12 protein-coding genes are annotated in these 14856 nt (G+C 70.7%); 7 read left to right on the forward strand and 5 right to left on the reverse strand.

Annotation, left to right across the window (positions count from 1 at the left end; all coding sequences use genetic code 11):
• Positions 1 to 145: 145 nt before the first annotated feature.
• The 3 genes from IF188_RS16085 (at position 146) to IF188_RS16095 (ending at position 3403) form a co-directional block, all read left to right on the forward strand.
• Positions 146 to 1165: an acetylxylan esterase gene (locus IF188_RS16085; RefSeq protein ID WP_191172821.1), complete on the forward strand. Its 1020-nt coding sequence runs from the start codon at positions 146 to 148 to the stop codon at positions 1163 to 1165.
• On the forward strand, positions 1162 to 2169 hold the full coding sequence (locus tag IF188_RS16090; protein ID WP_191172822.1) for a LacI family DNA-binding transcriptional regulator: 1008 nt from the start codon (positions 1162 to 1164) through the stop codon (positions 2167 to 2169). Before IF188_RS16085 ends, IF188_RS16090 begins: the two co-directional genes overlap by 4 nt.
• Positions 2170 to 2242: 73 nt before the next feature.
• On the forward strand, positions 2243 to 3403 hold the full coding sequence (locus tag IF188_RS16095) for an ROK family transcriptional regulator (protein WP_191172823.1): 1161 nt from the start codon (positions 2243 to 2245) through the stop codon (positions 3401 to 3403).
• Between the two features lie 16 nt (positions 3404 to 3419).
• Here the strand turns inward: IF188_RS16095 and IF188_RS16100 are convergent, their stop codons facing one another.
• On the reverse strand, positions 3420 to 4415 hold the full coding sequence (locus IF188_RS16100; protein ID WP_191172824.1) for a LacI family DNA-binding transcriptional regulator: 996 nt from the start codon (positions 4413 to 4415) through the stop codon (positions 3420 to 3422).
• Positions 4416 to 4586: 171 nt separating this feature from the next.
• Here IF188_RS16100 and IF188_RS16105 point away from each other — a divergent pair, with 171 nt between their 5' ends.
• The 4 genes from IF188_RS16105 to IF188_RS16120 are packed head-to-tail and all read left to right on the forward strand — an operon-like array spanning position 4587 to position 10083.
• Positions 4587 to 5876 (forward strand): ABC transporter substrate-binding protein, encoded by a 1290-nt coding sequence (locus IF188_RS16105; protein ID WP_191172825.1) that lies wholly within the window; start codon positions 4587 to 4589, stop codon positions 5874 to 5876.
• Positions 5877 to 5888: 12 nt separating this feature from the next.
• The gene (locus tag IF188_RS16110; RefSeq protein ID WP_191172826.1) at positions 5889 to 6914 is read left to right on the forward strand and encodes a carbohydrate ABC transporter permease; all 1026 of its coding nucleotides are present in this window, start codon (positions 5889 to 5891) and stop codon (positions 6912 to 6914) included.
• Positions 6911 to 7789: a carbohydrate ABC transporter permease gene (locus IF188_RS16115; RefSeq protein ID WP_191172827.1), complete on the forward strand. Its 879-nt coding sequence runs from the start codon at positions 6911 to 6913 to the stop codon at positions 7787 to 7789. Before IF188_RS16110 ends, IF188_RS16115 begins: the two co-directional genes overlap by 4 nt.
• A 53-nt stretch (positions 7790 to 7842) precedes the next feature.
• The gene (locus tag IF188_RS16120) at positions 7843 to 10083 is read left to right on the forward strand and encodes a beta-xylosidase/alpha-l-arabinosidase (protein ID WP_224752020.1); all 2241 of its coding nucleotides are present in this window, start codon (positions 7843 to 7845) and stop codon (positions 10081 to 10083) included.
• A 213-nt stretch (positions 10084 to 10296) separates the two neighbouring features.
• Here IF188_RS16120 and IF188_RS16125 read toward each other — a convergent pair whose 3' ends face one another.
• Genes IF188_RS16125 through IF188_RS16140 form a run of 4 tightly spaced genes read right to left on the reverse strand, consistent with a single transcriptional unit; the run spans position 10297 to position 14796 of the window.
• Positions 10297 to 11802, reverse strand: a complete 1506-nt coding sequence (locus tag IF188_RS16125; RefSeq protein ID WP_191172829.1) for an alpha-N-arabinofuranosidase — start codon at positions 11800 to 11802, stop codon at positions 10297 to 10299.
• On the reverse strand, positions 11799 to 12908 hold the full coding sequence (locus tag IF188_RS16130; protein WP_191172830.1) for a Gfo/Idh/MocA family protein: 1110 nt from the start codon (positions 12906 to 12908) through the stop codon (positions 11799 to 11801). Before IF188_RS16130 ends, IF188_RS16125 begins: the two co-directional genes overlap by 4 nt.
• Positions 12905 to 13597: a ThuA domain-containing protein gene (locus IF188_RS16135; protein WP_191172831.1), complete on the reverse strand. Its 693-nt coding sequence runs from the start codon at positions 13595 to 13597 to the stop codon at positions 12905 to 12907. Before IF188_RS16135 ends, IF188_RS16130 begins: the two co-directional genes overlap by 4 nt.
• Positions 13594 to 14796, reverse strand: coding sequence for a Gfo/Idh/MocA family protein (locus IF188_RS16140; protein WP_191172832.1), 1203 nt, complete (start codon positions 14794 to 14796; stop codon positions 13594 to 13596). Before IF188_RS16140 ends, IF188_RS16135 begins: the two co-directional genes overlap by 4 nt.
• Between the last annotated feature and the right edge of the window lie 60 nt (positions 14797 to 14856).

Genomic DNA, 14856 nt, shown 5'->3' on the forward strand with positions numbered 1-14856 from the left:
CGCCTCAAGCAATGCGAAAGTTTCGTCTTCCGCTTCGATACACGACGACGGTAGTGTGGGCCCGCACACGATGTCAACGTTTTCATTCGACATTTCGTGCGACATGACAACATTTTCATCACGACCCGCGAAGGAGCAGTCGCCGATGGCGAGATTCGACCTGTCCGAGCCCGAGCTGGCCGCCTACCGGCCCGACGTCCCCGAGCCGGACGACTTCGACATCTTCTGGCGCGAGACGCTCGCGAGCTCGAGAGCAGTGGATGCCGCCGTCCGGCGCGCTCCCGTCGACACCGGCCTGGAGCTCGTCGATGTCGAGGACGTGGTGTTCCCGGGCTTTGCCGGCGACCCGGTGCGCGCGTGGCTGGTCCTCCCCCACGCCGCGGAGGCGCCGCTTCCTGCCGTGGTGGAGTTCGTCGGTTACGGCCGCGGGCGCGGCCTGCCGTTCGAGCGCCTGCACTGGCCCGTCGCCGGCTTCGCGCAGCTCATCGTCGACACGCGCGGCCAGGGATCGACGTGGGGAACGGGCGGCAGCACCCCGGACCCGCACGGGGCCGGGCCGGCGGCATCCGGATTCCTCACCCGCGGCATCGAGGACCCGGCGACGCACTACTATCGGCGCGTGTTCACCGACGCGGCACGCGCGGTCGACGCGGTGCGGACGATGCCCGAGATCGACGCCGGCCGTGTCGCGGTGACCGGCAACAGCCAGGGCGGGGCGATCGCGATCGCCGCGGCGGGGCTGTCGGAGGACCTCGTCGCGGCGCTGCCCACGGCGCCGATCCTGAGTCACATGCGGCGAACGGTCGGACTCACCGACACCGACCCGCACGCCGAGATCGCCCGGTACCTCTCGGTGCACCGCGGCGCCGACGAGCAGGTGTTCCGCACGCTGTCGTACCTCGACGGCGTCAACTTCGCCCGCCGTGCGACGGCGCCCGCACTGTTCGGGGCGGGGCTGATGGACACCGTCGCACCGCCGTCGGGCGTGTACGCCGCGGCGAACCACTGGCGGGGCGGCGCCGAGGTCGTGGCGTATCCGTGGAACGGCCACGAGGGCGGCGAAGGAGTGCATTGGCAGCGTCAGCTCGCGTGGCTGCGTGCGCGAATGGATGCCGCAGCGGCCGCAGCCGGCGCCGGAAACTTTCGGACTACGATCGCACCATGACGGCCTCACAGCGCGTGACGCTCGCCGAGATCGCGGCTGAGGCGGGTGTGTCGCTCGCCACCATGTCGAAGGTGCTCAACGGCCGCACGGACGTCGCACCCGCAACGCGCGCCCGACTCGAGGAGCACCTCGCCCGGCACGGCTACACCCGTCGCAGCACCGCCCAGCGCAGCGAGTTCATCGAGCTCGTCTTCCACGAGCTGGAGTCGAGCTGGTCGATGGAGGTCATCGAGGGCGTCGAGGACGTCGCCCACGCCGCCGGGCTCTCGGTGGTGCTCACGGTGAGCGGCGATCGCCACGAACCCGGCCCGGAGTGGATCGACGGCGTGCTGCGCCGCCGGCCCGCCGGTGTGGTCCTGGTCTTCAGCGACCTCGCCCGCAAGTACCGCGAGAAGCTGCGCTCGCGCGGGATTCCGTTCGTCATCATCGACCCGGCCGGAGACCCCTCGCCCGACGTCCCCTCGGTGGGATCGGCCAACTGGTCGGGCGGACTCATGGCGACGCGTCACCTCATCGAGCTCGGGCACCGCCGCATCGCCGCGATCACCGGGCCCGAAGACATGATGTGCTCGCTCGCCCGCGTCGACGGCTACCGGTCCGCGATGAACGCTGCGGGGCTGCCCATCGACCTCGCGCTGATCCGCTTCGGCGACTTCCACCCCGACGGCGGTGAGACCGCAGCCCGTGAACTGCTCGCGCTCGACGATCCGCCCACGGCGATCTTCGCCGGCAGCGACCTGCAGGCGCTGGGCGTGATCGCGGCCGGGTCCGCCGCGGGCCTGCACGTGCCCGACGACCTGTCGGTGGTCGGCTACGACGACATCGCGCTGTCCCGCTGGATGAGCCCGCAGCTCACGACCGTCCACCAGCCGCTGCGCCGCATGGGCGAGGAGGCCACCCGCCTCGCCCTGCGCCTCGCCGACGGCGTCGTCCCCGACACGCTGCGCATGGACCTCGCGACCCACCTCGTGGTGCGCGGGAGCACGGCGCGCCCGCGCGGCTGAGCGCGGTGACGACGCGAGCGACGCACGGATGAGACCGAACGCCCCGCCGATCCCGGCCCTCTACAGTGTGGGTATGAACGAGTCCGTGGGCAGCCGTCAAGCGAACCTGTCCCGGATCCTGCGGCTCGTCCACCTCGACGGGCCCATCTCCCGCGCCACGCTGACGAGCGCGACGGGTCTGAACCGCTCGACCATCGCCGACCTCGTCGGCGACCTCGCGACGCTCGGGCTGGTCGAGGAGCGCGCACCGGATCCCAGCAGGCGAGTGGGCCGGCCGTCGCCACTCGTCAGCGCGCACCCGGACGTGGTCGCGGTCGCCGCCAACCCCGAGGTCGACGCCCTGACGCTCGCGGTCGTCGGTCTCGATCGCGGTGTGCGGCGGCGTGAGCGCATCGAGATGACGGACCTTCTGACCCCGGAGCGCACCGCCGAGCTCATCGGCGAGCGTGTCGCGACCTGGCGCGCCGACGACCTCGCAGACGCCAGGATCGTCGGCGTCGGCGTCGCGGTGCCGGGTCTCGTCCGCGCGTCGGACGGCCTGGTCCGCGACGCCCCCCACCTCGGATGGCGAGACACCGCGCTGCGCGAACTCGTCGAGGCGGCGACGGGCCTGCCGACGGCGGTGGGCAACGACGCGGCATTCGGCGTGCTCGCCGAGCACCTGTTCGGCGCCGCCCGCGGGTTCGACGACGTCGTCTACCTCAACGGCGGCGCGAGCGGCATCGGCGGCGGCCTCATCGTCCACGGGATGCCCGTCGGCGGCGCGTCGGGCTACTCCGGCGAGTTCGGCCAGAACCGCCCCGGCATCGCCGCCGTCTCGGATCGTCGCGCCGACGACGGCGTGCTCGAAGACGAGGTCAGCCGCTCACGACTGCTGGCCGTCCTCGGCCACGGCAACGTCGACGAACCGGAGCTCGCCCGCCTGCTGCGCTCCGCCGAGGCTCCGGAGGTGCTCGACGAGATCGCCCGCCAGCGTCGCATCCTCGCCACCGCCCTGGCCAACGCCGTGAACGTGCTCAACCCGGCGGTCGTGGTGCTCGGCGGGTTCCTCGCGATGCTGGCGGCCGGCGACACCGCGGGGCTCACCGACGCGGTCGCCGCTCAGACGATGCACGCCAACGGCGAGGACTTCTCGATCCTTCCGGCAGCGCTCGCCGAGGACCGACTGCTCATCGGGGCCGCGGAAGCCGCGTTCGGAGAGCTGCTCCACGACCCCGCCGGGGCGGCGAGCTGACCGATCGCTCGCCGCGTCAGACCCGGGGCGCCGTCGTCTCGCGGGCGACGAGCCGCGTCGGCAGCGTGACATGCGTCGCCGGCGGCGTCTCGCCGCGCATGAGCGTGAGCAGCATCCGCGCCGCCTCGGCGCCCAGCTGCTGCATCGGCTGCTGCACCGTCGACAGCGCCGGCGTCGCCTTCGACGCCTCGGGCACGTCGTCGAATCCGATGACGGACAGGTCCCGCGGGATCCGCAGGCCGAGCTCGTCGGCGACGCGGACGATCTCGAGGGCCGAGATGTCGTTCGCCGCGAAGATCGCGGTCGGCCGGTCTTTGCGCCGCAGCATGTCGAGCGCGGCCACCCGCACGGCGTCCTGCCGGTAGCTGCCCGATCCCACGAGCCCCGGGTCGACCGGCAGACCAGCATCCGTCAGCGCCCGGCGGTAGCCCGCGTCGCGCGCGATCGACGAGCGGAGGTCGCGGCGTCCTGCAATGAACCCGATCCGGGTATGCCCCAGCTCGATGAGGTGTCGCGTCGCCTGGAGAGCACCGCCGTAGCTGTCGCTCTCGACCGTGGGCAGATCGGCGGGCCCGGTGTGCGGGTCGATCGCGACGAGCGGCACCTCTGCGCCGACGTTGACCACGGTCGGCGTGACCATGATGGCACCGTCGATGAGCGTGCCGCTGAGCCGCGAGAGCGAGCGGCGCTCCCACCCCTCGGCCGTGCCGTGCGAGCCGGAATAAGCCAGCAGGTCGTAGCGGCTGTCGCCCAGCGCCTGCCCGACGCCCTTCAGGATCTCCGCGCTGAACGGCTCGAAATCCGCGACGAGCACGCCGATGACTCCTGTCGTGCGCGAACGCATGCTGCTGGCGATGAGGCTCGACTCGTAGCCCAGTTCGGCGACGACGGCGAGCACGCGGTCGACCGTCTCGCTGGCCACTCCGTACCGGCCGTTGACGGCCTTCGAGACGGTCGCGACGGACACGCCGGCCGCCTTCGCGACATCCGTGATCGTGGGGCGGCGGGTCATGTTTCGAAAGCATAACGCCATCGAAACCGTTATTGAAAACGTTTGACAGATGATTTGTTGGACACGCAGACTTTTCTCGCTCGGTCGCACGCCGAGAGTGCGCGGTCCGATCGCGCAGACCACCGGCACCCCGCAGCGGCGGTGCTCCTCGAAGAAGAGAACGGGAATCACATGAAAGCCAAGAGGATCCTCATGGGTTCGGCGGCACTCGTCGTCGGCGCGCTCGCGCTCGCCGGCTGCAGTGCCGGCGGCTCGGGCGACAGCGGCGACGGCAACGTCGAGATGACGCTGTGGCAGAACTCGACGACAGGCCCCGGGCAGCAGTTCTGGAAGGACGCGATCGCCGCGTTCGAAGAGGACAACCCCGGTGTCACCATCAAGATGCAGTCGATCCAGAACGAGGACCTGGACGGAAAGCTGCAGACGGCCCTCAACGCGGGCGACCCGCCGGACATCTTCCTGCAGCGCGGCGGCGGCAAGATGACCGCCATGGTGCAGGCGGGCCAGCTGATGGACCTCACCGGCAAGATCGAGGGCGAGGCGAAGGAGAACATCTCGGAGGGCTCGTTCAAGGCGCAGATGTACCAGGACAAGCTCTGGGCCATGCCGCTGTCGGTGCTGCCCGGCGGCATCTTCTACAGCCAGGACCTCTACGACGCCGCCGGCGTGACCGAGACCCCGACCACGATCGACGAGCTCGTCGCGGCCAACGACAAGCTGAAGGCGACGGGTGTCGCCCCGCTGGCCCTCGGCGGCAAGGACGCCTGGCCGGCCGCCCACTGGTTCTACTGGTTCTCGCTGCGCGAGTGCGCCCCGAAGACGATGGAAGAGACCGGCGACTCGAAGGACTTCAGCGACCCGTGCTGGCTCAAGGCCGCCGAGGACCTCAACGACTTCGCCGCAACCGAGCCGTTCAACGAGGGCTTCCTCACGACCTCGGCTCAGCAGGGAGCCGGCAGCTCGGCCGGGCTCGTCGCGAACCACCAGGCCGGTGGCGAGCTGATGGGCGCGTGGGACCCGGGCGTGATCGCATCCCTCACTCCCGACGAGAAGCCCCTCCCCGACCTCGCGTGGTACCCGTTCCCCGAGGTCGAGGGCGGCAAGGGCGAGCCCGGCTCGATCATGGGCGGCGTCGACGGATACTCCTGCTCGGCGAAGGCTCCCAAGGAGTGCGTCGACTTCCTGAACTTCGTCGCGTCAGACGACCAGCAGACCGCCTACTACAAGGCGTTCAACTCCCCGCCGGTCAACCAGGTCGCGCAGGAGCAGGTCACCGAGCCCTACCTGAAGCAGATCCTCGAGGCGTACAACGCCGCGCCGTTCGTCTCGCAGTGGCTCGACACGGTGCTCGGTCAGAACGTCGGCAACGCGCTCAACGTGGCCGTCGTCGACATGCTCTCGGGTCAGAGCACGCCCGAAGAGATGATCGCGGCAGCCAACGCGGCCGGCGCGAAGGGATAAGGAACTCTCCGCATGCACAAGAGCGCGACACCGAATACGGACGATCGCCCGGACACGGATCGCGCGCAGCGGACCGGGGGCGGCGGCGAAACGCCGCCGCCCCCGGCATCGCCGCGCCGCCGACGTCGCGGGATCGGATGGTCGGGCCGACTGGAGATCGCGGTGCTGGCCGGCCCCGCACTGATCTTCTTCGTCGGGTTCGTCATCTTCCCGGTGATCATGGCGGCCTACTACGGCTTCTTCAACTGGCACGGCTACGGCCCGGCCGTCGACTTCGTCGGCCTCAAGAACTACATCACGATCCTCACGGACCCCGACTTCCAAGAGGCGCTCAGCCACAACGGCTTCATCATGGTGATGTCGCTGGTGCTGCAGGGCCCCGTCGCACTGCTGCTGGCGCTCCTGCTGAACCGCAAGATGCGCGGCCAGTCGCTCATCCGCGTCCTCATCTTCGTGCCGTACGTGATCGCCGAGGTCGTCGTCGGCACGGGCTTCAGCCTGATGCTCGCGACGAACGGCGCGCTCAACGGCCTGCTCGAGAATATGGGCCTGGATCAGCTGACGCGCGACTGGCTGGCGGACCCGAGCATCGCGATCTGGACGCTCATGGCGATCCTCACGTGGAAGTACGTGGGCTTCGCGGTCATCCTCTTCCTCGCAGGGCTTCAGGGCATCCCCGACGAGCTCTACGAGGCCGCGGCGATCGATGGCGCGAGCTACTGGCAGATCCAGTGGCGCATCACGATCCCGCTGCTCGGGCCGACCCTGCGGATCTGGGCGTTCCTGTCCATCATCGGCGCCCTGCAGCTGTTCGACCTCGTCTACATCATCTGGGGCCAGTACGTGGCACCGGTCGCCGGCACCTCCACCATGGCGACCTACATGGTCTCGAACGGCCGCAACGCCGGCAACTTCGGCTACGGCAACGCCGTCGCCGTCGTGATCTTCCTCATCTCGCTCGTCGTCGCCCTGATCTACCAGCGTTTCGTGCTGCGCCGCGACACCGCGGGCGCGCTCACCGAAAGGACCGACCGATGACCGCCGCTGTGGCGACCGCCGCGCCGACCGCTGCGCCGACGCGGCCCCGCTCCCCGCGGATGCGCGCCGGCACCCCCGCCGTCTACTTCATCGCGCTCGTCGTGATCGCGCTGATGCTCGGCCCGGTGATCTACATCATCCTCGGCGGATTCCGCACGAACTCGCAGATCACCACGAATCCGGCGGGGCTGCCCGACCCGTGGGTGTTCTCGAACTACTTCGACGTGCTCACCGAGGGGACGTTCTGGACGCTCGTGCTGAACTCGACGATCGTCGCGGTCGCCACGACCGTCGGGGTCATCATCCTCGGCCTCATGGCCAGCTACGTGCTCGCCCGGTACCACTTCCGAGGGCGGGGCGCGATGTACGCGCTCTTCGCCGCGGGCCTGATGTTCCCGATCACCGTCGCGATCACACCGCTGTACATCGTGGTGCGCGACCTCGGGCTCATCAACTCGCTGGCGGGCGTCATCCTGCCGCAGATCGCCTTCGCGCTGCCGACGACGATCATCATCCTGGTGCCGTTCCTGCGTGCCATCCCCGACGAGATCCAGGAGGCGGCATTCATCGACGGCTGCAGCCGCCTGGGCTTCTTCTGGCGCATGGTGATCCCGCTGGCGGTCCCCGGCGTGATCACGGTCGGCATCCTCGCGTTCATCGGCAGCTGGAACAGCTACCTGCTGCCGCTGTACCTGCTGAACGACAACGCGAACTTCACCCTGCCGCTGGGCGTGCAGGCGTTCTCGTCGCAGTACTCGGTCGACACCGCGAAGGTGCTCGCCTTCACATCGCTGTCGATGATCCCCGCGCTGGCGTTCTTCAGCCTCTTCGAGCGTCGCATCGTCGGCGGTCTCACCGGGGCGGTCAAGGGTTGAGCGGCGTGGACCTGCCCGCCGTCTCGCAGCGCGTGCGTGCGCTGCACGCCCAGATGACCCTCGACGAGAAGCTCGCGCAGCTCGTCGGCTACTGGGTCGACCAGGGCGATGACCTCGTCGCGCCGATGGCCGGCGAGATGGCGACGTCGACGAAGTACGAGGATGCCTCGGCTCACGGCATCGGGCACCTCACGCGCGTCTACGGCACCCGGCCGGTCGACCCGGTGGAGCGCGCGGAGTGGCTGTGGAACGAGCAGCGACGCCTGCGGGAACGCTCGCGCCTGGGCATCGGGGCCATCGTGCACGAGGAGTGCCTCACGGGACTGGCTGCCTGGAAGGCCGCGACCTTCCCCACGCCGCTGGCGTGGGGCGCCGCCTTCGACCCCGAGCTGACCGAGCAGGTCGGCGCGGCCATCGGCCGTTCGATGCGGGAGCTCGGCATCCACCAGGGGCTCGCGCCGGTGCTCGATGTCATCACGGATCCTCGCTGGGGACGCGTCGACGAGTGCATCGCCGAAGACCCGTACGTCGTCGGGACGATCGGCACCGCCTACGTGCGCGGCCTGCAGTCCTCGGGCGTGCACGCGACGCTGAAGCACTTCGCCGGCTACTCGGCCTCACAGGCCGGGCGCAACCATGCGCCCGTGCACATGGGCCGGCGCCGGCTGCAGGATGTCGTCCTGCCGCCGTTCGAGATGGCGGTCCGCGACGGCGGCGTGCGGTCGGTCATGAACTCGTACGCCGAGATCGACGGCGTGCCGGTCGCGTCGAACCCCGAGCTGCTCACCGAGCTGCTGCGCGAGGAGTGGGGCTTCGACGGCACCGTCGTCGCCGACTACTTCGCGGTCGCCTTCCTCCACGCGCTGCACGGCGTCGCGGCGGATCTCGGCCAGGCCGCCCTGCTCGCGCTGCGGGCGGGGATCGACATCGAGCTGCCCACCGGCGACGCGTTCGTCGGACCGCTGCGCGAGCGTCTCGCCACCGACCCCCACGGCCTCGCCGACGTGGACCGCGCGGTGCTGCGCGTGCTCGCACAGAAAGAGGAGCTCGGCCTGCTCGACGAAGACCTGTCGGAGCCCCCGACGGAGGTCGCGCTCGACAGCCCTGAGCTGCGCGAGCTCGCCCGCCGGTCGGCGGAGGAGTCGGTCGTGCTGCTGAGCAATGACGGGATGCTGCCGCTCGGCGCCGTCCGCAGCGTCGCGCTGATCGGCCCCAATGCCGACGCGGCCGAATCGCTGATGGGCTGCTACTCGTTCGCGAATCACGTGCTCGCCCACCACCCCGGCACCGCGCTGGGCTTCGAGATCCCGACGATCGCCGAGGCGCTTCGGGTCGAGCTGCCGTCCGCGTCGATCGAGGTGGAGCGCGGGTGCGACGTCGAGGACCCCGATCCCGCCGGCATCGACGCCGCCGTTGCGGCCGCCGCGCGGGCGGAGGCGGCGATCGTCGTCGTCGGCGACCGTGCCGGGCTGTTCGGCCGCGGCACCGTCGGCGAGGGCAACGACGTCGACGATCTGGAGCTTCCTGGCGCGCAGCGACGCCTCGTCGAGGCGGTCGTCGCGACCGGAACACCGACCGTGGTCGTCGTGGTGTCGGGCCGCCCGTACGCGATCGGCTGGATGCTCGAGGGCCCGTCCGCGGCGGGCGCGGTGATCCAGGCGTTCTTCCCGGGCGAAGAAGGCGGCCCCGCGATCGCGCGCATCCTGTCGGGCTCGTCCGCACCCTCGGGCAGGCTGCCGGTCTCGCTGCCGCGATCGGCCGGTGCGCAGCCGTACACATATCTGCACCCCGTGCTCGGCGGCCCCACCGAGATCACCAGCGCCGACAACACGCCCGTGCTCCCGTTCGGGCACGGCCTGACGTACACGACGTTCGCCCGTGAAGAGCTGGATGTCGCCGACGCCGCCACCGACGGAACCCTCGTCGCGAGCGTGCGGGTGTCGAACACGGGCGAGCGCACGGGCACTGATGTCGTGCAGCTCTACGCGCGCGACGTGTTCGCGTCGGTGACCAGGCCGGTCGCGCAGCTGCTCGCGTACCAGCGCGTGACGCTGGATCCCGGCGAGTCGGCGACGGTCACCTTCGACGTCCCCGCGACGCGGCTGGCCTTCACCGGCCGCGACGGTCGCCGCATCGTCGAGCCCGGCCGGGTCGAGCTGTGGGTCGGACCTTCGTGCGCCGTGCGCGAGACCGAGGCAGCGATCGAACTCACCGGCGGCACGCACGCGCTCACGGCGGATTCCCCCCGGTCCGCCGTGGCGACGGTGTCTCCGCTGGTGCGCGAATCGCGCTGACGACAAAGCACTCAGGGCCGGGATCCATTCGGATCCCGGCCCTGAGTGCTTCTCGGGCCGTGCCCCCGGTCGTTGAGCGGAGCGAGGAACGAGCGAAGACGAAACGTGGCAAGCCGCACTCGAGAACCCGCACCGACGTGGCCGGGTCCGACAGGTGGCTCACGACGTTTCGACTCGCTCCGCTCGCTCAACGACCAGGAGGAGGAGTCCGGATCACGCCAGGTCGAGCTCGACCGTCGCGAACGAGTGCGGCGGCAGCGTCACCGACAGCACGCCGTTCTGCAGCGACGCGTCGAGTTCGACGGGCGCCACGGCGTCAGGGGCCTCCGGGGTGTTGTGGGCGGCGGCATCCGCCCCCGTCAGCACGCGAGCGCGACGCACCGACGCACCGCGACCACGCAGGTCCACCTGCACGTGGAGCGCCTGATCGATCGACAGGTTCGACAGCGACACCAGGGCGCCGTCGTCGCGGGTCGAGGCCGACACCGACAGGCCGGGCACGTCACCGGCCGCGGTCGGCGTCTGCAGCACGTGAGCGGCGAGCGCGGTGGCGTCGTGGTGGCCGCGATTCATCTCGAACACGTGATAAGTCGGGGTCAGCACCATGGCGCCGGAGTCGTCGGTGAGGATCATCGCCTGCAGCACGTTGAGCGTCTGCGCGATGTTGGCCATCTTGAGGCGTCCGGCGTGCCGGTGGAACGCGTCGAAGTGCACGGCGGCCACGAGCGCGTCGCGCACCGTGTTCTGCTGGAACAGGAACCCGGGGTTGGTGCCGGGCTCGACGTTCCACCACGTGCCCCACTCGTCGAGGATCAGCCCGACCTTGCGGTCGGGGTCGTACGAGTCCATGACGGCCTCGTGACGGCGGATCACCCGCTCGACCTCCAGGGCCTTGCGCATCGTGCCGTAGAACTCCTCCTCGGTGAACGAGGTCGCCGACTCGGTGTTGATGCCCGCGCCGGCGTGCGAGTAGTAGTGGAACGACACGCCCTGGAACAGCGGCGTCGGGTTCGAGCCGCAGGTGAGGCATCCCAGCGACTCCATCAGGGCGCGCGTCCACGCGGTGTCGTCGTCGGAGGCGCCGGCGGCGATGCGGTACAGCTCGTTGCCGCCGTGGTTGCGGCAGTAGGTCGCGTAGCGGCGGGCCTCGAGGGCGTACTGCTGAGCGGTCATGTTGCCCCCGCAGCCCCACGCCTCGTTGCCGATGCCCCAGAACGGGACCTTCCAGGGCTCGTCGCGGCCGTTCTCACGACGCAGGCGCGCCATCGGCGAGTCCCCGTCGCGCGTCAGGTACTCGACCCATTCGCTCATCTCGCGCACCGTGCCGCTGCCGACGTTGCCGTTGACGTACGCGTCGGCGCCGAGCAGGTCGCAGAGGTCCATGAACTCGTGCGTGCCGAAGTGGTTGTTCTCGACGACATCGCCCCAGTGCGTGTTGACCATGGTGGGTCGGCTCTCGCGCGGGCCGATGCCGTCGCGCCAGTGGTAGTCGTCCGCGAAGCAGCCGCCCGGCCAGCGCAGGTTCGGGATGCCGAGGGCGCGCAGCGCCTCGACGACGTCGGAGCGGATGCCGCGCACGTTCGGGATGGGCGAGTCCTCACCGACCCAGAACCCGCCGTAGATGCAGCGGCCGAGGTGCTCGGCGAAGTGCCCGTACAGGTGGCGGCTGATGACCTCGCCGGGGACGTCGAGGTCGATGACGGCGCGGGCCGTGGTCACAGGCTTCTCCAGTTCGATGCGGGGGTGAGCGGCACGAGCGCGGGACGCTCGACGGTGGTGCGAAGAGCTTCGCGGATGCCGGAGGCTGCGGACGCCGTGAGCGCCGTCATGATCTCCAGCACGTGCAGTGCCATGGCGCCGCTGGCACGGCCGTCGACCCCGTCGGGCGTGGCACGCGTGAGGTCGACGAGTCCGATGCCGCGCCCGGCGTCGACGTAGCCCGCCCAGGGCTCGAGCGTCTGCCACTCCCCGCCCCGCTCGTGAAGGCGCACGTCGCCCGCGAACCCGTTCGGGTCGGGCACGATCAGCGAGCCGTCGACGCCGTGCACCTCGATCGGCTCGGCGGTGGAGCGCACCCCGTCGAAGCTCATCGTCACGGTCGAGATCGCACCCGAGGCGTGGTGAAGGATGCCGGTCAGGTGCGTGTCGACCTCGACCGGGATCCGCTCGCCGGCACGGGGGCCCGAGCCGATCACGCGCTCGTCGCGTGAGCGCGATCCGGCGCCCGACACCGCGGTGACGGGGCCGAGCAGCTGCACGAGCGAGGTCACGTAGTACGGACCCATGTCGAGCAGCGGTCCACCGCCTTCCCGGTAGTAGAAGTCCGGCTGCGGGTGCCACGACTCGTGCCCCGCCGAGACCCACATCGCGGACGCCGACACCGGCTGACCGATGCGCCCGTCGTCGATCGCGGCGCGCGCGGTCTGCACGCCGGTGCCGAGGACGGTGTCGGGAGCACCCCCGACACGCACTCCGGCGGCGGTGGCGGCATCCATCACCCGCTGGGCGTCGGCGAAGGTCGCCGCCAGCGGCTTCTCGCCATAGACGTCCTTGCCGTGCGCGATGGCGGCGAGCGCGACATCGGCGTGGGCCGCAGGGATGGTGAGGTTGAGGACGGTGTGGATGCCGTCGTCGGCGAGCAGCTCGTCGGTCGAGAGCGCGCGGCATCCGGGCAGGTTCGCCGCGGCCGCCTGCGCGCGCGCGACGTCGAGGTCGGCGACGGCGGCGACGCGGATGCCGGCGGCCTCCGCAAGCGTCGAGAGGTACTGGCCCGAGATGACGCCGAGGCCGACGATGCCGACAGCGGTCGGCTCTGCCGCGCTCATCGGGCTGCCCACAGCAGTCCGCGCTGGATGATGGTGCGCACGTTGTCGTCCTGCAGCACGTCGAGGCTGTGCCCCGGTGTCGACACGAAGATCCGTCCGGCGCCCCACTCGCGTGTCCACACCGCGGGCGACACGATCGGCCGGTGCCACGGATGGTACGGCTGCACCGGGTGCGTGGTCGTTGCGAGCACGTCGATGAGGTCGTCGTGCAGCACCCAGTACTGCTCGGTGGTGAGGGTGAAGTCGTCGATCCCGGCCATGATCTCGTGACCGCGACCGAGGTCGGTGAGCTCGACGGTGTACTCGAGGTAGTTGTCGGTCTGGTCGCCGTGCACCTCGTCAGGGTGCTTCGAGGGGTGGGTGGCGAACTGGCCGCCCACGAGCTGCAGGTAGTCCGAGCTCGCCCGGAAGGAGTCGGCGATGCCGCCGTGCCAGCCGGCCAGACCGGTGCCGGCGGCGACAGCGTCGCGCAGACCCCTGACGGCCTCGTTCGAGGCCTGCGACATCGTCACGGACTGCAGCACGAGGTCGGTCGCCGCCATGCGGTCGGCGTCGGCGTAGACCTGCGGGTCCTCTTCGACGGTCACCTCGAACCCGCTGCTCTGGAGGAACGGGATGAACAGGTCCGTGGCCTCGACGGGATGGTGGCCATCCCATCCGCCGCGGACGACGAGGGCGGTGCGGGTCATGCGGGGTTCCCTTCGGTTTCGCGGATGGCCGGTGCCACCGGGGTGAGGATGCTGTCGTGCTCGGCGCTCTGCTCGACGGCGGCGAGCACGCGCTGCACCTGCGCCGCGTCGGCGAACGTGGGCGACACCGGGATCTCGCCGGCGATCGCACGGACGAAGTCGACGGCCTGATGCGTGAACAGATGCTCGTAGCCGAGACCGTGGCCGACGGGCCACCAGGCGCCCGCATACGGATGGCGTGCCTCGGTGACCTGCACGCGGCGGAACCCCTGCGCGGCATCGGCGGCGGCGTCGTACACCTCGAGCTCGTTCATGCGCTCGAAGTCGAAGGCGATCGCGCCGCGGTCGCCCGCGATCTCGATGCGGTTGGCGTTGCGGCGGCCCGTCGACATGCGGGTCGCCTCGAAGACGCCGAGGGCGCCGCCGTCGAAGCGCGCCGTGAACGCGGCGGCGTCGTCGACCGTGACCGGAAGGCGATCGGTCGGGTCGGCGGCCACGCCGCCGAGGCCCTCGACCTCGCCGCGGCGCGGGCGCGAGGTGACGAAGGTGCGCATCACGGCCGAGACGGCGTCGATGCTCTGGCCCGCGAGCCACTGCGCGGTGTCGATGGAGTGCGCGCCGATGTCGCCGAGCGCGCCGGAGCCCGCGCGGTCGCGGTCGAGGCGCCACGTGTGCGGGGCGTCGGGGTCGCTCAGCCAGTCCTGCAGGTACTGCGCACGGACGTGGCGGATCTCGCCGACGCGTCCGTCGGCGATCAGCTCCTTCGCGAGGGCGAGCGCGGGAGTGCGGCGGTAGCTGAAGCCGCACATGGCGATGTCCGAGGCATGAGCGGCGGCATCCGCCATCGCCTCCGCCTCGGCGACGGAGTTCGCGAGCGGCTTCTCGCACAGCACGTGCTTGCCGGCGGCGAGCGCGGCGAGCGCGATCTCGGCGTGCGTGTCGCCGGGCGTGCAGATGTCGATGACGTCGATGTCGTCGCGCTCGACGGCCTCGCGCCAGTCGACGGAGTGCTCGGGCCACCCTTGACGGTCCGCGAACGAGGCTGTCGCATCGGCTCGACGTCCGACGAGCAGCGCCGGCACGGGGTCGAGGGGGAGGTCGAAGAAGCGCGGTGCGGTGCGCCAGGCCTGCGTGTGTATGCGGCCCATGAAGCCGGTGCCGATCAGCGCGATCCGCAGCGGCGATGTCGTCGTCGTCATCGTGGAGTGCCCTTTCCAGGGACCGACGATGCCACCGGCGCCCCGAGCCCGCGACAATCT

Origin of the sequence: Microbacterium helvum (assembly GCF_014779795.1) — a bacterium.
Lineage (GTDB): Bacteria > Actinomycetota > Actinomycetes > Actinomycetales > Microbacteriaceae > Microbacterium > Microbacterium helvum.